Consider the following 21,842-nt stretch of genomic DNA (forward strand, 5'->3'; position numbering starts at 1 on the left):
ATGTTTCACAACATTCGTGCTGTCTTGTTCGATCTGGATGGAACCTTGATCGATAGCGCTCCTGATCTTGGTGCGGCGGCCGACAAGATGCGCACCGACCGTGGTATGCCCTCCTTGCCTTCAGACCGTTATCGTCCCATGGCTGGCGCGGGAGCGCGGGGCATGCTGGGTGAGGCCTTTGGTCTGACGCCGGAGCACCCAGACTATGCAGCGTACCGCGAAGAGTTTTTCGTCAATTACGAAAGGCGCATGACCCATCTGACCACTGTTTTTGATGGGATCTCTCAACTGATCGAGCAACTGCTGCAGCGGCAAATGGCATGGGGTGTGGTTACCAATAAATCGGCCCGCTTCACCGGCCCGCTGACCCTTGCCATGCCGTTGTTCAGTACCGCCAGCGCCGTTGTGAGCGGGGACACCACGCCCCATGCCAAACCGCACCCTGCGCCACTCCTGGAAGCCGCGTCGCGCCTGGGATTGGATCCTGGCCTTTGTATCTATGTGGGTGACGACGAGCGGGATATCGTTGCGGGGCGTGCAGCTGGCATGGGAACGGTGGCTGCGACGTATGGATATCTGGGAGCGACGGCAAATCCTTTGCAATGGGGCGCTCAGGCGGTAATTAATTCTCCGGCAGAGCTCTTGCAATTGCTCGGGAAGGCCTAAAATGCTTCCCATAGGGGCTGTCCTGGTTTCGACGTGGGTTCGGAATCGGTGTGGTGCATGTCGAGCTTGAGTCACGCTCGTAAATCTCGATTTAACAAACTAACTGCAAACGACGAACGTTTCGCACTCGCTGCTTAATTGCCAGTGAGCCTTGCAACAGTTGGCCGATGGGCTGGGCAAGGGGGTTCTGAGCAATCAGTTCCTCCCGGCTGCAAGGATAATTACATGGGCTGGCTTCGATCCGGGTACCTTGGATTGGGGCGAGAAAATAGGGTACTGGCGGCCGGTGTAGCGTGCGACTGCGCGATGCCGATGGCGAGACTTAAAACAGACCGCTAAACATGTAGATCTGCCCGATAAAGGCTTGCGGACGCGGGTTCAATTCCCGCCAGCTCCACCATAATGTGAAATCCCAACCCTTATCGGTTGGGATTTTTTTTGCCCATTCCCCCAGTGCTGGCGCGGATTCCGGTCATGGTCTCGCGAGCGCCACCCCTGCGAAGTCGGCGTTTTCGCCCCTGCCGACGCCTCTCTGTTCTCCGTTTTTTCTGGTGGTCACGCGAGCGTTCTCCAGGTCACTTCCTTTGCTGGCGCGGGTTTAGAGAGGTCAGGTTGTAGTTAGCAACCCCTGTAGCTGTGGCGACCCAGCCGCGACAGTGGGTTGGCCGCCGTGTGCTTTACTAGCAAAAATTTCTTCGAACAATTAAAATGCAACGGTCGTTACATTAAAATAGAAGTATGAACTCGATTGCTTGGCTGCTACTGACGTACAAGGTGCCGCCCGAGCCGGCCAAGAGGCGCATCGCCCTCTGGCGCAAGCTCAAGGGGATGGGGGCCGTCTACCTCCAGAACGGGGTCTGTCTACTTCCCAAGACTGACGATCACACGCGGCGCCTCAAGATCATTGGGCACGAGATCAGCGAGATGTCCGGCGATTCTGTCCTGTTGGAGACGGCCGCACTCGACGAAGCGCAGGCGGAAAAGGTGATAGCCCGTTTCAAGGCTGACCGTGATGAGGAGTACGCCGAGTTCCTCGACAAATGCAAGGACTTCGAGTCAGAGATCGCCAAGGAAACTGCAGCCCAAAAGTTCACCTACGCGGAGTTGGAGGAGAACGATGTTGACCTGAAAAAGCTCCAGTCCTGGCTGGAGAAGCTTGGCAAGCTCGACTTCTATGGGGCGACCCTGGCAACTGATGCCCAGCAGCGGCTGCAAGCGTGTGCATTGCTGCTGGACGCCTACGCCCAGCGTGTGTTCGAGGCCCACGACGAAAACCGTTAACACCCATTGATCATGACAACAACGACAACAACAACGTCGCTCAGCAGGATTCCATCCGGCATCTGGGTGCTCGGGTTCGTGAGCATGCTGATGGACATCTCTTCCGAGATGATCCACAGCCTGCTACCGCTATTCATGGTCGGCACGCTGGGTGCAAGCGCATTTGCGGTCGGCTTGATCGAAGGCCTGGCCGAATCGACTGCGTTGATCGTCAAGGTGTTCTCGGGTGCGATCAGCGACTATCTGGGCAAGCGCAAAGGCCTGGCCGTTTTTGGCTACGCATTGGGGGCCTTGACCAAGCCCCTTTTTGCTATCGCACCCACCACCGGCATCGTGCTCACAGCACGCCTGCTGGATCGGGTCGGCAAAGGCGTGCGCGGCGCTCCGCGTGATGCGTTGGTGGCGGATATCGCCCCGCCCGAAGTGCGTGGCGCAGCGTTCGGGCTGCGCCAGTCCCTCGACACCGTGGGGGCGTTTCTCGGCCCGCTGCTAGCCGTCGGCCTGATGCTGCTGTGGGCCAACGATTTTCGGGCGGTGTTCTGGGTGGCCGTGATTCCCGGGTTGCTCGCGGTCGTATTGCTACTGTTTGGTGTGCGCGAGCCCGAGCGCCACGTTGGCGAAAAGCGCACCAACCCGATCAGTCGTGAAAACCTCAAGCGCTTGAGCGGCGCGTATTGGTGGGTCGTCGGTGTGGGCGCGGTATTCACTCTGGCCCGATTCAGCGAAGCCTTTCTGGTGTTGCGAGCCCAGCAGAGCGGCATCGCCGTTGCGTTGGTGCCGTTGGTGATGGTGGCCATGAATGTCGTCTACGCAGCGTCGGCCTATCCGTTCGGGAAGTTGTCGGACCGGATGAGCCACAAGAAGCTCTTGGCTTGGGGCTTGGTCGTCCTGGTTGCTGCCGATTTGGTCTTGGCGATGGATGACCACTGGACGACGGTGCTCGCAGGCGTGGCGCTGTGGGGTGTTCACATGGGCATGACGCAGGGCTTGTTGGCGACGATGGTTGCAGATGCGGCACCCGCCGACCTTCGTGGAACCGCCTTCGGCTTCTTCAACCTGGTCAGCGGTCTTGCCATGTTGATCGCCAGCGTCGTCGCTGGGCTGCTGTGGGATCAGTTCGGAGCCTCGTTCACCTTTTATGCGGGTGCCGCTTTCTGCGGTGTGGCTTTGCTCGGCTTGTTCAAGAAATTCTGATCGAGGCTGTACGCGGGCGGTGCCGTGTCAGTGACCCATGGCAGCTGCTTCGGGCGGCTCCCATCCCGCATGCCCCTGGCTTTGCCGGGGATGGTTGCTGGTTGCATTAGCGGCTACTGCGCCGGGCCATGGCTTCCCCGAGTTGGATTGGCCGCGCAGCCGCCCAGTCATGATTGAACTCCAGCGGCCCCTGCGGGAAAAGCATCACCACGGTAGAGCCCAGCAGGAAACGTCCCATTTCTTCGCCTTGCTGCAGGCTTACCTGGCCCGCTGCATAGTTCCATTGCCGCAGCTGGCCCGTGCGGGGCGGGTTCACCTGACCATGCCATACGGTGGCCATGCTGCCCACGATGGTGGCTCCCACCAGTACCAGCACAAAAGGCCCGTGGTCTGATTCAAAGACGCACACCACGCGCTCATTGCGTGCAAAAAGGCCCGGTACGCCACGCGCCGTGGTGGGGTTCACGGAAAAAAGGTCACCCGGCACATGCACCATTCGCGTGAGTTGGCCCGCGCAGGGCATGTGGATGCGGTGGTAGTCACGTGGACTCAGGTACAAGGTGGCGAAATGGCCGTGATCAAAGCGCGCTGCCAGTGCGGCATCACCACCCACCAGCGCGGTTGTGGAGTAGTGGTGGCCCTTGGCTTGAAAGATCAGGTCTTTTTCTATGCGGCCAAGCTGGCTGATGGTTCCGTCCACTGGGCAAATCAGATCGGCCGATGCCAGCGGGCGCAAGCCCGGTTTCAGCGCGCGCGTGAAAAAGTCGTTGAATGATGGATAGCTGGCGATGTCCGGATTGGCCGCCTCTGCCATGTTCACGTTGTAGCGGGCCACAAAGCGGCGTATCACCGCGGTGGTCAGGCCTCCCAGCCGTGCCGACGCAAATCTGCCGGCCAGCGTGGTGAGTGCCCGCTTGGGCATGAGGTACTGCGGCAGAACTGCCAGACGATCAGACACGGGCAAGCCTCTCAAGGACGAAAGCGGCTGATTCTATCGGCCGCATGCCTCGGGACTGGTGCCATGCATCCCCGCAGCTCTTGCAGTGACTGGGGTTGGTTCTGCGTGTTCGGTGCGCAGCGAAATCACCGTGCGACAGCCCTGGAAACCGAAACCCGTTTTGCCGAGGCGGCTCGGCGCGCGTGGCGGTGGGTGCAAGAAATGCTGGCAGATGCTTTGCTGCCGGGTTTTGGTCGGGCGTCCATCGCACTTCGGCGGACTTCGGCAAAATACGGGGCCAGGTGCTGGTTCAGTGCGATTTTTTCGTGAATGAGTCTGAACCACGAACACGATAAGCTGAGGTGCGACGGTGCCCTGGCGTTTGCGATTGCGTCATGTCCTCTCCACATTCGGGCCTTCCTCCCACCCCTCCTGCCACACTTCTGACATCGCCTGGCGCGCGGTGGATGCGCTGGCTTCGTCGTTTCTGGCCCGCGCCGGTGGGCATTGATGGCCGTGAAAGACTTCGGGTGATTGCAGGGGTCTCGCTCGGTGTCCTGATTGCAGCCCTGCTGAGTCGCTGGTGGGCGATAGGCCACGCTGGCCCGTGGATGGTGGGCTCGCTGGGTGCGAGCGCCATTCTGGTCTTTGGCATGCCGTCCAGCCCATTGGCCCAACCCTGGCCGGTGCTGGGCGGCAGTACTCTGTCGGCACTGGTGGGCGGTGTTTGTGCGGCGCTGGTGCCCGATCCTGCCGTTGCAGGAGCACTGGCGGTGGGGCTTTCCATGGCGCTCATGGTGCCCCTGCGTTGCCTGCATCCGCCAGGTGGTGCCATGGCACTGTATGTTGTGATAGCCCAGGGCAACGGATTGCAACTGGCGGCTTTTCCGATTTGCTTCAACGCCTTGGTTCTGGTGGTTTTGGGTGTGGCCTACAACACCCTGACGGGGCGCCAATATCCGCATTCGCAACGCTGGCGCGAACCAGCGGGCCCGCCACAATCGGGACCCTTTGCCGCATCGGACGTGGATGCCGCGTTGTCTCACTACAACCAGCTTCTCGATGTGAGCCGCGAGGATCTGGAAGGGTTGTTGCATCTGGCCGGTCGGGCGGCCTTTCAGCGCACGCTGGGCGATCTGCGCTGTTCGGACGTCATGTCCAAGCCGCCGTTGGCCGTGGAGGCGGGAGTGTCGCTCAAGGACGCCTGGGCACTGATGCGCAGCCAGCAGGTCAAGGCGCTTCCCGTGGTGGATGCACATCGCCTTGTGGTGGGTATCGTCACCGTGGCGGACTTCATGCGGCTTGCCAACCTGGATATGCACGAAGGTCTGGGGCAGCGATTGCGGACACTGGTGATGGGCCGCAGCGGCCAGCCGGCATCGGTGGGCGAGATCATGTCGCACCCTGTACAAGTGATTGGAGAACAGCAGCACGCCATGGATCTCGTGCCTCTTTTTTCGCAGGGTGGGCATCATCACATTCCGGTAGTGGACACCCGTCAGCAGTTGGTGGGCATCATTACCCAGACAGATCTGGTGCGCACGCTGGCTGGCGCCTTGCAGATTCCGCAAGTGGCGGGCTCCACCCCTGCTGGGTAGTTTGGCGCGCCGGCATAGGCAGACCGGGGACATCGCGCTACAATCAGCAGGCTCATGCACAGCGCCTCGCCTGTCCATTGAAGCCGTCTCCCCGGCCTCTTTTCTGATCTGCGCCCCGGGTGCAGCGACTCCCCCGCCCGCAAAGCACCGTGCCCCGAGCCCCCTGAAGGCACGGTAACGGCGGTCGTGGATGCACGATGTGCTGGTGTGCCAACCACAGAATATTTGTTTTTAAGAGATAACCATGGCCAAAGAAGAACTCATTGAAATGCAAGGCTCCGTGACGGAAGTTTTGCCGGATTCGCGTTTTCGCGTCACCTTGGAAAACGGCCACCAGCTGATTGCCTACACCGGTGGAAAGATGCGCAAGCACCATATCCGCATTTTGGCGGGCGACAAGGTGTCGCTGGAATTGTCGCCCTACGATTTGACCAAGGGACGCATCACTTTCCGCCATCTGGCGGGTCGTGGTCCAGGGCCCTCCAGCCGTTGATTTTTCTCCATGGCGGCTCCTGCCGCAGGAGAGACGTAAAAATGAAATGCGTCAAATCCAAAACAGGCCGGATTTTCGGGTTAGAATACGAGCTGTCGGAGCGTAGCGCAGCCTGGTAGCGCATCTGCTTTGGGAGCAGAGGGTCGCGAGTTCGAATCCCGCCGCTCCGACCAATGTTCAAAGGACTTGCAGCACAAGCTGCAAGTCCTTTTTGCTTTCTGCCTAATGGGAGTATGGTGCTTTGCCAAGCTCCAGCCCATTCGCGATGAGAACCACATCATCACCATAAAAAAAACGCGGCCTGGGCCGCGTTTCCTGTGGGTGAGTGGGCGTTCCGGGTGAACGCGGCGACTTCCCTTTTTATTCCACCTTGGCCTTGGCGCGCAGTTCTTCCTGGAACTTAGCCAGCTTTTGCTGCTGCAGTTGCTGCGCCACCTGGGGCTTGACCTCGTCCAGCTTGGGCAACTGGGCCTGGCGCATATCGTCCAGGCGGATCACGTGCCAGCCAAACTGGCTCTTGACAGGGGTCTCGGTCATCTTGCCCTTGCTGAGCTTGATCAGGGCTTCGGTGAATTCGCTCACATAGCTGGCGGGATTGGCCCAGTCCAGATCGCCGCCCTTGGCGCCAGAGCCTGGATCCTTGGATTGCTTCTTGGCGATGTCTTCAAACTTGGCGCCTTTCTTGATGGAGGCAATGATGGCCTTGGCATCGGCTTCCTTGTCCACCAGGATGTGGCTGGCCTTGTATTCCTTGCCACTGTTGGCTGCCGCGAACTTGTCGTACTCGGCCTGGATTTCAGCGTCCGTGACGGGGTTGTTTTTCTGGAAATCGGCGAACAGTTCGCGGATCAGGATGGTCTGGCGGGCCAGTTCCATCTGTGCCTTGTAGTCTGTCGATGTCTCCAGGCCACGCTTTTGCGCTTCCTGCAGGAAGATTTCGCGGGCGATCACTTCTTCCTTGATCTGGCCTTCCACTTCAGGGGTCACAGGGCGACCGGACCGCTCCACCTGCTGGCGCAGGACTTCGGCGCGCTCTTTGGGTACGGCCTTGCCGTTCACGATGGCAATGTTCTGGGCGGAAACGGGCAGGGCCATCGTACCCAGCACGGCAGCGGCCACGAGGCCTGACAGGATCTGTTTCTTCATGCGGAATCCAAAAAATGAGAGGGTGATTGCAGGCTGAAGGCCGGCAGCTGCATAGATGGGTGCCGGTTCAGAGAACTTCAATGGCGATGGCGTGAACGCCCTGGTCAATAAATTCTTGCAGCGCATCATACACAAGGCGATGCTGCGCCACGCGGCCTTTTCCTGTAAGCAGGGGTGACGCAATGCGCACCCTGAAATGGGTTCCGAAACCCGTGCCGTTGGCGCCCGCATGGCCCGCGTGGGCGGCACTTTCGTCCAGCACTTGCACATGGGTGGGGGTGAGTTTTTCAATCAGGCGCTGCTGCATGGCCTGGGCCAGGATGGGAAGTTGGTTTGCGGTCATGCCTGTGGCCCTTTGGTGTCGTCGGTGTCCTTCATGTAGCGGCTCAGATACAGTGCCTGCGCCAGCACAAACACGAACATCAGGCCCATGCCGCCAAACAGCTTGAAGGTGACCCAGGTGTCGGTATCAAAGTGATAGGCCACCCAGAGGTTGAGCACGCCCATGACGGCAAAGAAGCCCGTCCAGCTCCAGTTCATCGTGCGCCAGGCGGACTCTGGCAGATCCATCTGGGCACCCATCAGGGACTTGAGCAAATTCTTGCGGAAGAACAGCTGGCCGCCCAGCAGCGCGCCACCCATCAGCCAGTACAGCACCGTGGGCTTCCATTTGATGAAGGTGTCGCTGTGCGAGAGCAGGGTGGCGCCGCCGAATAGCACGATCACCCCCAGGCTGAGCCATTGCATGGGTTCGACCTTGCCGTGCTTGTAATGCAGGTAGCCGATCTGCACCGCCGTGGCGGCAATGGCCACCGCCGTGGCGATGTAGATACCCCAGATCTTGAACGCCGCAAAGAACAGGAAGATGGGAAAGAAATCGATCAGTAGTTTCATGTCGCCTGAGGGTAGGGGTGATGGTCTGGGCGTGTTTCAGGGGGCGTCGGGCTCGAAATCGAGCGAGGCCGAATTCATGCAGTAGCGCAGGCCGGTTGGCGCCGGGCCGTCTTCGAAGACATGGCCCAGGTGCGCACCGCATTGTGCACACACGGTTTCGGTGCGGACCATGCCGTGGCTGTGATCGACGATTTCGGCAATGGCGCCCGGTACTGCCTGCGAGAAGCTTGGCCAGCCGCAGCCGGCATCGAACTTGGTGGCGGCATCAAACAACTTGGCCCCGCAGCAGATGCAGTGGTAGCTGCCATCGGCCCAGTGGGCCTCGTATTTGCCAGTGAAGGGGCGTTCTGTGGCCGCATGGCGCGTGACCTGCAGGGCTGCAGGTTCGGCGCCTTTTTCGCGCAGGATGGCTTGCCATTCGGCGTCGGTTTTCTGGAGAGGAAAGTTCATGATGAACAGCTGATCTCGATGGAGGACGCCCAGTCGGGCGGAAAGTCGGCCCAGGCATCGTGGCCGGGGTGTTCGTCGAACGGACGCTCCAGCAGGCGCTGCAAGGTGCGTAGCTCGGAAAAATCGCCAAGTTTCGCCGCGCGGATGGCCTGCTCGCCCAGGTGGTTGCGCAGCACGAACTTGGGGTTGGTTTTTAGCATCAAATCGGCCGATAGCTCTTTATTCATAAGCGCCAGAAGCGCTGAATAAGATAGCTCCCACCGGTCCCAACCCGCAGGGTCTGCAAACAGGTCACGCACGGGCTCGAAGTCGTTGTGCGCCACCGCCTGCGACAGGCGGCGCCAGAAGATGGTGTAGTCCACGCCGTTTTTGGCCAGCAGCAGCAAGATGCCGTCGATCAGATCGGCATCGCCGGCACCCTCCTGCACAAGGCCCAGCTTGGCGCGCATGCGGGCCATGAATTCGGTGGAGAAGACGGTTTTGTACGATACCAGGGCCGCTTGGGCCAGCTCTTGGTCGCCGATCAGCGGCAGCAGTGCCTGGGCCAGGCAAAACAGGTTCCAGTAAGCCACGTTGGGCTGGCGGTTGTAGGCGTATCGGCCCTGGGTATCGCTGTGGTTGCAGACATGGCCGGGCACGAACGCATCCAGGAACTGGAAGGGGCCGTAGTCGATCGTCAGGCCCAGGATGCTCATGTTGTCGGTGTTCATCACGCCGTGGCAAAAACCCACGGCCTGCCATTGCGCCACCATCGTTGCCGTGCGCTCGCTCACGGCCTGCAGCAAGGCTGCATAGGCGTTGCCACCCGGCTGCGGTGCAGTGCGGCAGGCCGGGTAATAGCGGTCGATCACATAGTCGGCCAGCGTGCGCAGTTCTTTTTCCATGTCGCGCGCGGCGAAATGCTCGAAATGGCCGAAGCGGATGAAGCTCTGTGCCACCCGGGTCACTACGGCGGCGGTCTCTGTCTCCTCGCGGTGCACGGGGGCGGGTGATCCGGTGACGCACAGAGCCCGCGAGCTCGGTATGCCCAGTGCATGCATGGCTTCGCTGCACAGAAACTCGCGGATGCTGGAGCGCAGCACCGCGCGCCCATCGCCCATGCGCGAGTATGGGGTGCGGCCGCTGCCCTTGAGCTGCACTTCCAGCCCACCGGTGGTTTCGCCCAGCAGGATCGCGCGCCCGTCGCCCAGTTGTCCTGCCCAGACGCCAAATTGGTGGCCGCTGTAGACACTGGCCAGCGGGCGGCTGCCGGGAGGGCAGGCATTGCCCGTGAACACCCGCAGGGCTTCGTCGGACGCCAGCCAGGCGGCGTCCAGGCCCAGCAGATCCGCCACGCCGCCGCTGGTGCCCACCCAGTATGGCTGGGGCAAAGGCGTGGGATTCAGGTGGGTAAAGAATGCCGGTCCCAGGCTCGCAAAACCGCCGCAGTCGTCCGTCAGGTCCAACGGTGGGGCGGGGGGGCAGTCGGCATGGGGGTTCATGGGGGCATTGTCTCGTAGTCGGGATGCCCCGGCGCCCGCAGGGCCTTGCGTGCGTTGGCCCGCTGCGCGCGGCTGTTCAGTTGTCGATGGTGGCTGCCAGGTAGGCGCGCAGTGCGTCGTCGTCCACCACGGCCACGCGCCCCAGGTCCAGCGTGACGATGCGCAGGGCCTCCAATGTGCGCAGCACGCGGTTGACCGTTTGGCGCGACAGTCCTGCCAGGTGCCCCAGTTCTTCCTGGGTGAGCAGGATGCGCCGCGTGCTGCGCCAGAACAGGGGGCTCAGGTACAGCGCCACGCGGTGCTCGGGCGAGCGCATGCGGCCGGCTTCGATGATGGCCATGGCCTGGCCGAGCCGCATGTTGAGGTGGTTGGCCAGGTACTGGTTGAAAGCAAGGCTGGTGTCGCGCAGTGCCGAGAACAGCGGCAGCGGCAGACACAGCAGCCGTGTCTCGCGCAGCGCGACGACGTGGTAGCGGCGGGGTTCGGGCTTCATGGCCGAGCCTTCTCCGAACCACTCGCCATCAGGCACGCCCAGAAACGCGGAGTGCCGCCCGCGCGCTTCAGGGCTGTGCAGCATCACCAGGCCGCTGAGCACGGCATGCCAGCCCTGAACCGCGGTGCCCGCGGCCAGCATGGTTTCGCCCTTGCCGCCCTGCAGTGTCTGCACGGCATCGCGCACTTCTTCCTGCCGTCCCGGCGAAAGGCTGTGGAACCACGGTTGGGTGGCGATGAATCGCTGGGCAGAGGGAGCGGAAAACATTGCTTGCATTGTGCCGCGCGGCGCTGGTGGCTGGCTCCGCCGCGGTCGGCGCTGCCGACGAAAGGGGGGAGTGAACAAATGAATGGGAACCTACCGGCCGCAGGGGCGGGAAAACCCGCGCCACCTGTCAGCCGCGCGACATGTGTTGGCGCCGGACGCGAAACGCTGCAGACTGTCGCACGGGCCGAGAGCGGCTTGGCGCCTTGCATCCACGTGCGTTTGCAACGGCGGCTGAGCAGCAGCGGCGTCGGCCTGCAGGGCGCGCGGCGTAAGCGTTTGCGCGACCTTGCCACGGTAGGATAAGGATTCCAAATCACATGACTTTCAAGGAGCGCACATGCTGGGCCTGATGCAGAGCCAACCACTGCTGATTTCGTCGCTGATCGAGTTTGCCGAACGGCACCACGGCGATGCAGAAATCGTTTCACGCCGGGTCGAGGGAGACATCCATCGCTACACCTATCGCGACCTCGCATTGCGCTCCAAGCAACTGGCCAACGTGCTGGATGGCATGGGCCTGGAGTTCAGCGACCGCGTGGCTTCGCTGGCATGGAACGGCTATCGCCACATGGAGATGTACTTTGGCGTGAGCGGATCCGGCCGTGTGCTGCACACCGTCAACCCACGCCTGCATCCTGACCAGATCGCATGGATAGTCAACCATGCGCAAGACCAGGTGCTGTGCTTTGACACCACCTTCCTGCCGCTGGTGCAGGCCGTGCATGCGCGCTGCCCTTCGGTGAGGAAGTGGGTGGCGCTGTGCGATGCCGACAAGCTGCCCGCCGATTCGGGCATTCCGGGCCTGGTGAGCTACGAGGCGTGGATAGGCGGTGCATCGAGCGATTACGCCTGGCCGGTGTTCGACGAAAACTCGGCCTCCAGCATGTGCTACACGAGCGGCACCACCGGCAATCCCAAGGCGGCGCTCTACAGCCATCGCTCCACCACGCTGCATGCCTATGCGGCGGCACTGCCCGATGTGATGGGCCTCTCGGCGCGTGACTCTGTATTGCCTGTAGTGCCGATGTTCCACGTCAATGCCTGGGGCATCCCCTATTCGGCACCGCTGACCGGCTGCAAGCTGGTGTTTCCCGGGCCGGCACTGGATGGCAAATCGGTGTACGAGCTGATCGAGGCGGAAGGGGTGACCTTCGCCGCCGGCGTGCCCACGGTCTGGCAGATGCTGCTGAACCATGTCAAGGCTGGGGGCCTGAAGTTCAGCACGCTCAACCGCACGGTGATTGGCGGCTCTGCCTGCCCGCCCGCCATGATCCATGCCTTCCAGGATGAATTCGGTGTGTCGGTGCTGCATGCCTGGGGCATGACCGAGATGAGCCCCCTGGGCACGCTGTGCACGCTCAAGAACAAGCACCTCGCACTGCCGCGCGATGGGCAGATGAAGATCCTGCAAAAGCAGGGGCGCGCCATCTACGGCGTGGACATGAAGATCGTCGACAGCGCGGGCAATGAACTGCCCTGGGACGGCAAGAGCTATGGCGACCTGCTGGTGAAGGGGCCATGGATCGTGGCCGACTATTACCGCAGCGAAGGCGGCAGCCCGCTGGTACCCGACGCACAGGGACGCGGTTGGTTCCCCACAGGCGATGTGGCCACCATCGACGCCGATGGCTTCATGCAGATCACCGACCGCAGCAAGGATGTGATCAAGTCCGGCGGCGAGTGGATCAGCTCCATCGACATCGAGAACATCGCCATGGCGCACCCGGCCATCGCCATGGCGGCGTGCATCGGTATGCCGCACCCCAAGTGGGATGAGCGCCCGATCATCGCCGTGGCCCTGAAGCCCGGTGCCGAAGCGAGTCGCGAGGAACTGCTGGCCTTCTTCGAGGGCAAGACCGCCAAGTGGCAGGTGCCCGATGACGTGGTGTTTGTGGACGCCATTCCGATCGGTGCCACCGGAAAGATGCTCAAGGCCAAGCTGCGCGAACAGCTCAAGGACTACCGTTTGCCCGGCTTGTGAACCGCAGTGGGCGTGGCGCTCGGGGGAGCGCGCTGCCCGCTGACATGCCGGTCGCTTGCGGCATGTCGTTGGCTTTCGGCGGGCCAGTCGCCTGCGCGATAGCTGCTAGGGGCAATCCCTGAGGGGTGGTTTGGTGCAACGCGGTACGCTGCGTTCGGTTGATTCAACAGGAGACAAGACCATGAAATTTGCTATCAAAGCAGTAGCTGCATCCGTCATTCTGGTAAGCGCTGGCGGCGCGTTCGCCCAAAAGGGTGAAACGGTCAAGATCGCCTGGCTGGATCCACTCTCGGGTCTCATGGCTGCGGTGGGTACGAACCAGCTCAAGAGCTTCCAGTTTCTGGCGGAAGAGTTCAACAAGAAGAATGCAGCCGGCGTCAAATTTGAAATCATCGGCATCGACAACAAGCTGAGCCCGCAGGAAACCACCAGCGCCCTGCGCTCGGCCATGGACCAGGGTGCACGCTACGTAGTGCAGGGCAATGGTTCCGGCCCCGCGCTGGCCATCATCGACGCGCTCGAAAAGCACAACGCCCGCAATCCCGGCAAGGAAGTCCTGTTCCTCAACTACGCGGCCGTGGACCCCGACCTCACCAACAGCAAGTGCAGCTACTGGCACTTCCGTCTGGATGCCGACACCTCCATGAAGATGGAAGCGCTGACCACCTACATGAAGGATCTTCCAGAAGTCAAGAAGGTCTACCTGATCAACCAGAACTACTCGCACGGCCACCAGGTTTCCAAGTTCGCCAAGGACATGATGAAGCGCAAGCGCCCCGATGTGCAGTTCGTCGGTGACGACCTGCACCCGCTGGCCCAGGTGCGGGACTTCTCGCCCTACATCGCCAAGATCAAGGCTTCGGGCGCCGACAGTGTGATCACCGGCAACTGGGGTTCCGACCTGGCGCTGCTCATCAAGGCGGCCAACGACGCCGGCCTGAACAATGTCAACTTCTACACCTACTACGGTTCCGTGACCGGCAGCCCCACTGCCATGGGTGCCGCAGCAGCGGGCCGTGTGTACATGGCGGCTTACGCCCACATGAATTTGCCGGGCCCGCTGAACCAGATCGTGCTGGACTACAAGAAGAAGTTCAATGACGACATGTACACCGGCGCCGTGTACCACGCCTTCTCCATGCTGTCCGAAGGTTTTGCCAAGGCAAAGTCGACCGATCCCGTCAAGGTGGCTGCCGTGCTCGAAGGCATGAAGTTCAAGAGCTTCAATGGCGAGGTCGAAATGCGCAAGGCCGACCACCAGCTGCAGCAGGGCCTGTTCATCTCCAAGTGGGAGAAGGCCGGGGGCAAGTACCCGCTCGACTCCGAGGGCACCGGCTACACGTTCGTTCCGGTGAAGTACTACGAGCCCTATGTGGCCAGCACGCCCACCTCGTGCCAGATGAAGCGTCCGTAAATTCGGCTCCATCGCTTCGAGGCCCGACCTACTCGGGCCTTTTTTTTACCCAGCAATGAAAAATTCCAATGAATCCTGAGTTTTTCGTGATCTCCACGCTCAATGGCGTGAGCTACGGCCTGCTGCTGTTCATGCTCAGCTCCGGCCTCACCCTCATCTTCAGCATGATGGGGGTCCTCAATTTCGCGCACACCAGCTTTTACATGCTGGGGGCCTACATCGCCTACACGATTTCGAGCGTGGTGGGCTTCTGGCCCGCGCTGGTGCTGGCCCCCCTGCTGGTGGGGGCCATGGGTGCCCTGTTTGAACGCTACAGCCTGCGCCGCGTGCACAAGTTTGGCCATGTGCCAGAGTTGCTGGTGACGTTCGGGTTGTCTTATCTGATCCTGGAGCTGGTGCAGCTGGTGTGGGGGCGTTCCACGGTCCCCTATGGGCTGCCCACGCAGTTGCAGGGGCCCTTGTTCACGCTGTATGGAACGCAGTTTCCCAGGTCACGTTCCTTCGTGATGCTGGTGGCATTGCTGATGCTGGTGTCGGTGTGGCTGCTGCTCACCCGCACCCGCATTGGTCTGGTGATACAGGCGGCCCTCAAGCACCCCGAGATGGTGGAGGCCCTGGGCCACAACGTGCCCCGCGTGTTCATGCTGGTGTTTGGCGGTGGTGCGGCCCTGGCGGGGCTGGCCGGTGTGATTGGCGGCAATACCTATGTCACCGAGCCCGCGATGGCGGCCTCGGTCGGCTCCATCATCTTTGTGGTGGTGGTGGTGGGCGGCATGGGCTCGCTGGCCGGGGCCTTTCTGGCCTCGCTGCTGATTGGCCTGGTGCAGACCTTTGCCGTGGCCATCGATTACTCGCTGGCATCGGCGCTGCAGGGCATGGGTGTGGCAGTGTCGGAAGCGACCTTTGGCTGGCCCTTGCTCAAGCTCACGGTCTCACAGGTGGCACCCATCCTGCCGTATCTTTTTCTGGTTCTGATTTTGATCTTCCGCCCCAAGGGCCTGCTGGGTACCCGGGAAGACTGAGGCTATGAAGTCCACCACTACAACTGTTTCTCCGGCCACGCAATACCACCGGTTCAAGCCATGGAACGTGGGCCGCCTGGTCATCTGGAGCCTGTTTGCGCTTGTGCTCATCGTCGCGCCCATGCTGTTTCGCAGCAGCCTGGCGCTGACCATGCTCTCGCAGATCGGCTACCTCATCATCATCTGCCTGTCCTACAACATGCTGCTGGGGCAGGGCGGCATGCTGAGCTTCGGGCATGCGGTGTACACCGGCCTGGGCTCGTTCATCGCCATCCATGTGATGAACCTCGCGGGCAAGGGTGCAATGCCGGTGCCGCTGGTGCTGATTCCCCTGGTGGGCGGCCTGGCCGGCATGTTCTTCGCCATCCTGCTCGGGTTCGTGACGACCAAGAAATCGGGCACCACGTTCGCCATGATCACGCTGGGTATCGGCGAGCTGGTGGCCTCGATGGCGCTGATGTTTCCCGAGTTTTTTGGCGGTGAGGGCGGTATCACCACCGACCGTGTGTATGGCCAGTCGTTCTTTGGCATCACGTTCGGCCCCGCCATCCAGGTGTATTACCTGATCGCTGCGTATTGCTTTGTCTGCACCGCCGCCATGTTCGCCTTCACGGGCACGCCGCTGGGGCGCATCCTCAATGCCGTGCGCGACAACCCCGAGCGCGTCGAATTCATCGGCTACAACACCCAGCGCGTGCGCTACTTCGCCTTCATCATCGCGGGCTTCTTTGCCGGCATCGGGGGGGGGCTCACGGCGATCAATTTCGAGATCGTCACGGGGGCCGACAGCGTGAATGTGCTGCGCTCGGGCGGGTATCTGCTGTTCACCTTCCTGGGGGGGGGCCACTTTCTTCTTCGGGCCCATCATCGGTGCGGTCTTGCTGGTGCTGGCGTCGGTGCTGCTGTCGGAGTTGTCCAAGGCCTGGCTGCTGTACCTGGGGCTCGTCTTCCTGTTCATGGTGATGTATGCGCCCGGCGGCATTGCCAGTCTGGTCATGATGAATCTGCGCCTGGCCAAGTTTGGCAAGCTGCGCGGCCTGTGGCCCTCGTACCTGGCGCTGGGCGGCACCGCACTGGTGGCCGTGCTGGGGGCCGCAGCCATGGTGGAGATGACCTATCACCTGCAGCTCAATGCCGCCTTGGGGCCGGAGCTTGATTTTCTGGGTGCCACCTTGCATGCCAACTCGGTGGGCAGCTGGTTTGGCGCAGGGTTTGTGCTGCTGACGGGGCTCGGCTTGTTTGAGCTGTGCCGGCGCCAGTTTGTGCGCCAGTGGGGCACTATCCAGGAAGAGATCGAACACGAAATCAAGCGGGGGGAGGCGCTGTGACCATGGCGACAAACGCACCGTGTGCGCTCGAACTGCGTGACCTGCGCAAGAGCTTTGGCAAGACAGAAATCATCCGTGGCGTGAACCTGGCCGTGAAGCCCGGCGAGCGGGTGGCCATCATCGGCCCGAATGGCGCGGGCAAGTCCACGCTGTTCAACCTGATCAGCGGGCGCTTTGGCCCCACCAGCGGCGAGGTGCTGCTCAATGGCCAGCGCATCGACGGCAAGGCACCCTACGAAATCAACCGCATGGGCTTGTCGCGCAGCTTTCAGATCACCAACATCTTTCCCAAGCTGAGTGTGTTTGAAAACCTGCGCTGCGGCGTGCTCTGGAGCATGGGCTACAAGTACACCTTCCTGCGATTTCTCTCGAAGCTGGACGACGCCAACGAGCGCGCCAGGCAGCTCATGGAGATGATCAAGCTCGACAAGAAGCGTGACACCCTGGCCGTGAACCTGACCTACGCCGAGCAGCGCGCCCTGGAGATCGGCGTCACCATTGCCGGCGGCGCCAATGTGATCTTGCTCGACGAGCCCACCGCCGGCATGAGCCGCAGCGAAACCACGCGCTTCATCCACCTCATCAAGGAGGTGACCGAAGGCCGCACCCTGCTCACGGTGGAGCACGACATGGGCGTGGTGTTCGGCCTGGCCGACAAGATTGCCGTGGTGGTGTATGGCGAGGTCATCGCCTTTGACACCCCCGACAAGGTGCGCGCCAATGCGCGCGTGCAAGAAGCCTACCTGGGCTCCGCCGTGGCCGATGCACAGGCGGGGGGACATTGACATGCTGAAAATCGACAACCTCCACGCCTACTACGGCAAAAGCCATGTGCTCCATGGTGTTTCCTTCGATATCCAGCCCGGTGAAATCGTGGCCTTGCTGGGGCGCAATGGATCGGGCCGCTCCACCACGGCCAAGGCCGTGATGGGCCTGGTGGACTGGGAAGGCTCGGTGCAATGGAAGGGGCAGGCCCTCAAGGGAAAAAAGGCCTACGAGATTGCCCATCTGGGCATTGGTTATGTGCCCGAAAGCCGCGATGTCTTTCCCAACCTCACGGTGCACCAGAACCTGCTGCTGGGGCAAAAAGGCAAGGGCAAGGGCAGCCGGTGGTCGTTTGATGACATGTACGACATGTTCCCCCGCCTCAAGGAGCGCCGCAACATCGAGGCGGGCGTGATGTCGGGCGGCGAGCAGCAGATGCTCACCCTGTGCCGTACCCTGATGGGCGACCCCGACCTCATCATCATCGACGAACCCACCGAGGGCCTGGCTCCCAAGATCGTTGAACTGGTGGGGCAATACTTGCAGACCATCCAATCGCGCGGCATCTCGGTTCTGCTGATCGAGCAAAAGCTCACCATCGCCATGACCATCTCCGACCGGACGCTGGTCATGGGCCATGGCAGCATCGTTTTCCAGGGAACCCCCGAAACCTTGCGGGCCGACAGCTATGTCCGCAAAGAGTGGTTGGAGGTCTGACCACGCGGGCCGGCGATGCAGGGGGCTCAGGCCTGCTGGCGCCGGCGAGGTGCTCACTGCCTTGTTCCATGGGCCGCATTTGCTCCCATCTGAGTGGCTGTTCGTCGTTTGTCCCGGGCGAGACAAATCGGCACAGTCAACGCTGGCAGAACTCTCTACAATAAAAATCGCACGATCGTTCTTTTATAATTTTCAAGGAACAACAGCATGACCGCTGAATACAAAGTCCACGGCTCCGTTGCCGTGATCACGCTGGCCAATCCTCCCGTCAACGGGCTCGGCCTGTCGACCCGCCAGGGCATTGTGGACGGCCTGACCCGTGCCAATGACGATGCCGCGGTGACGTCCATCGTCATCACCGGTGCGGGCGGTGCGTTTTCCGGCGGCGCCGACATCAAGGAATTCGGCACCGACAAATCACTGCAAGAGCCCAACCTGCACTCCGTGATTGCTGCCGTGGAGAATTCGCCCAAGCCCGTGGTGGCCGCGATCCACTCGGTCTGCATGGGCGGTGGACTGGAGCTGGCCCTGGGCTGCCATTACCGTATTGCAGCCCCTGGTTGCAGCGTGGCCCTGCCCGAAGTGAAGCTGGGCATCCTGCCCGGCGCTGGCGGCACCCAGCGCCTGCCGCGCGTGGTCGGTGTGGAGGCAGCCCTGAACATGATCGTGAGCGGCGAGCCCGTCAAGAGCGAGCTGCTCGGCTCCATGCCCGGCCAGAAGCTGTTCGACAAGATGGCGGCATCGCCTGAGGCATTGGCCGCCGAGGCCCTGGCTTTCGCGCAGAGCGTGGCCGACGTGCGCCCCATGCCCCTGGTGCGCAATCTGCCCTGCAAGCACCCGCAGGGCGACGCGTACTTCCAGTTCGCGCGCAACATGGTCAAGGGCATGAGCAAGAACTTCCCGGCGCCCGCCAAGTGCGTGGACGCCGTCGAGGCCGCCACCAAGAAGAAGTTTGCCGATGGCCTGCTGTTCGAGCGCGAGCTGTTCATCAACCTGATGTGGACACCCGAATCGCGCTCGCTGCGCCACCTGTTCCTGGCCGAGCGTGCTGCGAGCAAGATTCCCGACGTGCCTTCCGACACCCCCAAGCGCGACATCCAGGCCGTGGCCGTGATCGGTGCCGGCACCATGGGCGGTGGCATTGCCATGAACTTCCTCAACGCCGGCATCCCCGTGAAGATGCTGGAGATGAAGCAGGAGGCGCTGGACCGTGGCATCGCCACCATCCGAAAGAACTACGAAGCCCAGGTCAAGAAGGGCAAGCTCAAGCAGGACAAGTACGAGCAGCGCATGGCCCTGCTGTCCACCACGCTGAGCTATGACGACCTCAAGGATGCCGACCTCGTGATCGAGGCGGTGTTTGAGGAACTGGGCGTGAAGGAAGCCGTGTTCAAGCAGCTCGACGCCGTGATGAAGCCCGGCGCCATCCTGGCCTCCAACACCTCCACGCTCGACGTCAACAAGATCGCCAATTTCACCCAGCGGCCGCAGGACGTGGTGGGCCTGCACTTCTTCAGCCCGGCCAACGTGATGAAGCTGCTCGAAGTGGTGCGTGGCGACGCCACCGCCAAGGACGTGCTGGCCACCGTGATGGCCATGGCCAAGAAGATCAGGAAGACCGCCGTGGTCTCCGGCGTGTGCGATGGTTTCATCGGCAACCGCATGATCGAGCAATACGGCCGCCAGGGCGGCTTCCTGCTCGACGAAGGCTGCACGCCCGAGCAGGTGGACAAGGCGATGGAAAAATTCGGCATGGCCATGGGGCCGTTCCGCATGGGCGACCTGGCCGGCAACGACATCGGCTGGGCCATCCGCAAGCGCCGCTACACCGAAAAGCCCGACATGAAGTACAGCAAGACCGCCGACTTGCTGTGCGAGAAGGGCCGCTTCGGCCAGAAGACTGGCGCCGGCTGGTACGACTACGTGCCTGGCAAGCGCGACGCGATCCCGAACGCCGAAGTGGTGAAGATGATCGAGGACCACCGCGCGTCGCTCGGCATCACCCCGCGCAAGATCTCCGACGAGGAAATCGTGCAGCGCCTGGTGTTCAGCCTGGTCAACGAAGCCGCCCACATCCTCGAAGAAGGCATTGCCAACAAGGCCAGTGACATCGACGTGGTCTACATCTTTGGCTACGGCTTCCCGGTGCACCGTGGCGGCCCGCTGAACTACGCCAACGAAGTCGGCCTGTTCAACGTGGTCCAGGCCATGAACCGCTTTGCCAAGAACCCGCTGGACGACGCCGCGTTCTGGAAGCCCGCGCCGCTGCTGGCCAAGCTGGCCGCCGAAGGCAAGGCCTTCAACTGAGCGCCCAGCTACACCACCGAACAAGGAACCAACATGACTTCCGCAGTAATCGTATCGACCGCACGCACCCCCTTGACGAAGAGCTGGAAGGGCGCCTTCAACATGACCCACGGCGCCACGCTGGGCGGCCACGTGATCGAGCACGCCATCCAGCGCGCCGGCATTGAAGCCGCCGAAGTGGACGACGTCATCATGGGCTGCGGCACCCCCGAAGGTGCCAGCGGCGCCAATATTGCCCGCCAGGCCGCCCTGCGCGCCGGCTGCCCCGTCACCGTGTCGGGTATGACCATCAACCGCTTCTGCTCGTCGGGCCTGCAGACCATCGCCACCGCCGCCCAGCGCATCATCGCCAACGAAGGCGACATCTATGTGGCCGGCGGCCTGGAAACCATCTCCTGCACCGCGCAGGAAATGAATCAGCACATGCTGCAGGAGACCTGGCTCATGAAGAACAAGCCCGAGGTCTACTGGCCCATGCTGCAGACGGCCGAGCAGGTCGCCAAGCGCTACAACATCAGCCGCCAGGCCATGGACGAATACGGCGCCGCCAGCCAGCAGAAGGCTGCCGCTGCGTTGGAGGCGGGCCTGTTCACCGACGAAATCGCACCCATCACCGTGACCATGGGTGTGGCCGACAAGGCCATGGGCCTGACCACCAGGCAGGTGACGGTGAGCGTGGACGAAGGCATCCGCGCCGGCACCTCCTACGACGGCATCAAGGGCCTGCGCTCGGCCCTGCCGGGCGGCCTGATGTCGGCTGGCAATTCGAGCCAGCTCTCGGATGGGGCCGGTGCCGTGGTCGTCATGCACGAAGACCTGGTCGCGAAGAAAGGCCTCAAGCCCCTGGGCCGTTTCCTGGGCTTCGCGGTGGCCGGTTGCGAACCCGACGAAATGGGGATCGGCCCCGTGTTCGCCATCCCCAAGGTGCTCAAGCGCCTGGGCCTGTCGATGAACGACATCGACCTGTGGGAGCTGAACGAAGCCTTCGCCGTGCAGGTGCTCTACTGCCGCGACAAGCTGGGCATCCCTGCCGACAAGCTCAATGTCAACGGTGGTGCCATCGCTGTGGGCCACCCCTATGGCATGAGCGGCCAGCGCCTCACGGGCCACGCCCTTATCGAAGGCAAACGCCGTGGCGCCAAGCGCGTGTGCGTGACCATGTGCATCGGCGGCGGCATGGGTGCGGCGGGCGTGTTTGAAGTGCTGTAAGCGCTGACGGCCGGTTAGAACGCAACGCCCCGCGCAGGCCGCAAGGTTTGCGTGGGGCGTTTGCTATTTATTTGCTGCTGGTGATTGATGAATGGGTGCTGGGTGCCTGGAGGGCTTGAGATGCCTTGGTTGCGTTGCCGCGCAGCTTGGGGGGCGGACGGCAGTCGGCCCCCAGCAGACATTGGCCGCCTGTGCGAAA

At 62.1% G+C, this 21,842-nt stretch carries 19 protein-coding genes, 1 tRNA gene, 1 other RNA gene and 1 pseudogene; 15 read left to right on the top strand and 7 right to left on the bottom strand.

Annotation, left to right across the window (positions count from 1 at the left end; all coding sequences use genetic code 11):
* From AC1RDS_RS04005 to AC1RDS_RS04020, 4 genes are all read left to right on the top strand, one after another.
* A complete protein-coding gene (locus AC1RDS_RS04005; RefSeq protein WP_092697910.1) occupies positions 1-666 on the top strand; it encodes an HAD-IA family hydrolase in 666 nt (221 codons plus the stop codon).
* A gap of 13 nt (positions 667-679) precedes the next feature.
* Positions 680-1,066: a transfer-messenger RNA gene (gene ssrA, locus AC1RDS_RS04010) on the top strand.
* 338 nt (positions 1,067-1,404) lie between these two features.
* Positions 1,405-1,947, top strand: coding sequence for a Chromate resistance protein ChrB (locus tag AC1RDS_RS04015; protein ID WP_092697909.1), 543 nt, complete (start codon positions 1,405-1,407; stop codon positions 1,945-1,947).
* Between the two features lie 12 nt (positions 1,948-1,959).
* Positions 1,960-3,141, top strand: a complete 1,182-nt coding sequence (locus AC1RDS_RS04020; RefSeq protein ID WP_092697908.1) for an MFS transporter — start codon at positions 1,960-1,962, stop codon at positions 3,139-3,141.
* 106 nt (positions 3,142-3,247) lie between these two features.
* Here the strand turns inward: AC1RDS_RS04020 and asd are convergent, their stop codons facing one another.
* On the bottom strand, positions 3,248-4,099 hold the full coding sequence (gene asd, locus AC1RDS_RS04025; protein WP_092697986.1) for an archaetidylserine decarboxylase: 852 nt from the start codon (positions 4,097-4,099) through the stop codon (positions 3,248-3,250).
* Positions 4,100-4,473: 374 nt separating this feature from the next.
* On the opposite strand from asd, the gene AC1RDS_RS04030 reads away from it, so the two are divergent.
* The 3 genes from AC1RDS_RS04030 to AC1RDS_RS04040 all read left to right on the top strand — a co-directional run bounded on the left by AC1RDS_RS04030 (position 4,474) and on the right by AC1RDS_RS04040 (position 6,342).
* The gene (locus AC1RDS_RS04030; RefSeq protein WP_092697907.1) at positions 4,474-5,676 is read left to right on the top strand and encodes an HPP family protein; all 1,203 of its coding nucleotides are present in this window, start codon (positions 4,474-4,476) and stop codon (positions 5,674-5,676) included.
* Positions 5,677-5,920: 244 nt separating this feature from the next.
* On the top strand, positions 5,921-6,169 hold the full coding sequence (gene infA / locus AC1RDS_RS04035) for a translation initiation factor IF-1 (protein WP_024815327.1): 249 nt from the start codon (positions 5,921-5,923) through the stop codon (positions 6,167-6,169).
* A gap of 96 nt (positions 6,170-6,265) precedes the next feature.
* Positions 6,266-6,342, top strand: a tRNA-Pro gene (locus AC1RDS_RS04040).
* A gap of 187 nt (positions 6,343-6,529) precedes the next feature.
* On the opposite strand, the gene AC1RDS_RS04045 is transcribed toward AC1RDS_RS04040, so the two are convergent.
* The 6 genes from AC1RDS_RS04045 to AC1RDS_RS04070 all read right to left on the bottom strand — a co-directional run bounded on the left by AC1RDS_RS04045 (position 6,530) and on the right by AC1RDS_RS04070 (position 10,909).
* Positions 6,530-7,315 (bottom strand): foldase protein PrsA, encoded by a 786-nt coding sequence (locus AC1RDS_RS04045; RefSeq protein WP_026437657.1) that lies wholly within the window; start codon positions 7,313-7,315, stop codon positions 6,530-6,532.
* A gap of 67 nt (positions 7,316-7,382) precedes the next feature.
* Complete coding sequence (locus AC1RDS_RS04050; RefSeq protein ID WP_026437656.1) at positions 7,383-7,658, bottom strand: BolA family protein; 276 nt, start codon at positions 7,656-7,658, stop codon at positions 7,383-7,385.
* Positions 7,655-8,209: a septation protein A gene (locus tag AC1RDS_RS04055; RefSeq protein ID WP_026437655.1), complete on the bottom strand. Its 555-nt coding sequence runs from the start codon at positions 8,207-8,209 to the stop codon at positions 7,655-7,657. Before AC1RDS_RS04055 ends, AC1RDS_RS04050 begins: the two co-directional genes overlap by 4 nt.
* Positions 8,210-8,245: 36 nt before the next feature.
* Positions 8,246-8,659 carry a peptide-methionine (R)-S-oxide reductase MsrB gene (gene msrB / locus AC1RDS_RS04060; protein ID WP_026437654.1) on the bottom strand — a complete coding sequence of 138 codons (414 nt, stop codon included), beginning with the start codon at positions 8,657-8,659 and terminating at the stop codon, positions 8,246-8,248.
* Positions 8,656-10,140, bottom strand: a complete 1,485-nt coding sequence (locus tag AC1RDS_RS04065) for a protein adenylyltransferase SelO (RefSeq protein ID WP_026437653.1) — start codon at positions 10,138-10,140, stop codon at positions 8,656-8,658. Before AC1RDS_RS04065 ends, msrB begins: the two co-directional genes overlap by 4 nt.
* Before the next feature lie 76 nt (positions 10,141-10,216).
* Positions 10,217-10,909, bottom strand: coding sequence for a Crp/Fnr family transcriptional regulator (locus AC1RDS_RS04070; protein ID WP_092697906.1), 693 nt, complete (start codon positions 10,907-10,909; stop codon positions 10,217-10,219).
* A gap of 328 nt (positions 10,910-11,237) precedes the next feature.
* Here AC1RDS_RS04070 and AC1RDS_RS04075 point away from each other — a divergent pair, with 328 nt between their 5' ends.
* The 8 genes and pseudogenes from AC1RDS_RS04075 to AC1RDS_RS04110 all read left to right on the top strand — a co-directional run bounded on the left by AC1RDS_RS04075 (position 11,238) and on the right by AC1RDS_RS04110 (position 21,643).
* Positions 11,238-12,881 (top strand): 3-(methylthio)propionyl-CoA ligase, encoded by a 1,644-nt coding sequence (locus tag AC1RDS_RS04075; RefSeq protein WP_092697905.1) that lies wholly within the window; start codon positions 11,238-11,240, stop codon positions 12,879-12,881.
* Between the two features lie 181 nt (positions 12,882-13,062).
* The gene (locus tag AC1RDS_RS04080) at positions 13,063-14,295 is read left to right on the top strand and encodes a branched-chain amino acid ABC transporter substrate-binding protein (RefSeq protein WP_092697904.1); all 1,233 of its coding nucleotides are present in this window, start codon (positions 13,063-13,065) and stop codon (positions 14,293-14,295) included.
* Positions 14,296-14,363: 68 nt separating this feature from the next.
* Positions 14,364-15,317 carry a branched-chain amino acid ABC transporter permease gene (locus tag AC1RDS_RS04085; RefSeq protein ID WP_026437649.1) on the top strand — a complete coding sequence of 318 codons (954 nt, stop codon included), beginning with the start codon at positions 14,364-14,366 and terminating at the stop codon, positions 15,315-15,317.
* Between the two features lie 4 nt (positions 15,318-15,321).
* A pseudogene (locus AC1RDS_RS04090) lies at positions 15,322-16,645 on the top strand (branched-chain amino acid ABC transporter permease).
* A 2-nt stretch (positions 16,646-16,647) separates the two neighbouring features.
* Positions 16,648-17,430: an ABC transporter ATP-binding protein gene (locus AC1RDS_RS04095; RefSeq protein ID WP_092697902.1), complete on the top strand. Its 783-nt coding sequence runs from the start codon at positions 16,648-16,650 to the stop codon at positions 17,428-17,430.
* A 1-nt stretch (position 17,431) separates the two neighbouring features.
* Positions 17,432-18,127 carry an ABC transporter ATP-binding protein gene (locus tag AC1RDS_RS04100; RefSeq protein ID WP_092697901.1) on the top strand — a complete coding sequence of 232 codons (696 nt, stop codon included), beginning with the start codon at positions 17,432-17,434 and terminating at the stop codon, positions 18,125-18,127.
* A gap of 207 nt (positions 18,128-18,334) precedes the next feature.
* Complete coding sequence (locus AC1RDS_RS04105) at positions 18,335-20,434, top strand: 3-hydroxyacyl-CoA dehydrogenase NAD-binding domain-containing protein (RefSeq protein ID WP_092697900.1); 2,100 nt, start codon at positions 18,335-18,337, stop codon at positions 20,432-20,434.
* A 33-nt stretch (positions 20,435-20,467) separates the two neighbouring features.
* Positions 20,468-21,643 (top strand): acetyl-CoA C-acyltransferase, encoded by a 1,176-nt coding sequence (locus AC1RDS_RS04110; protein ID WP_092697899.1) that lies wholly within the window; start codon positions 20,468-20,470, stop codon positions 21,641-21,643.
* Positions 21,644-21,842: the final 199 nt, after the last annotated feature.

The sequence above is a fragment of the Acidovorax sp. GW823-FHT02H02 genome (assembly GCF_058797075.1).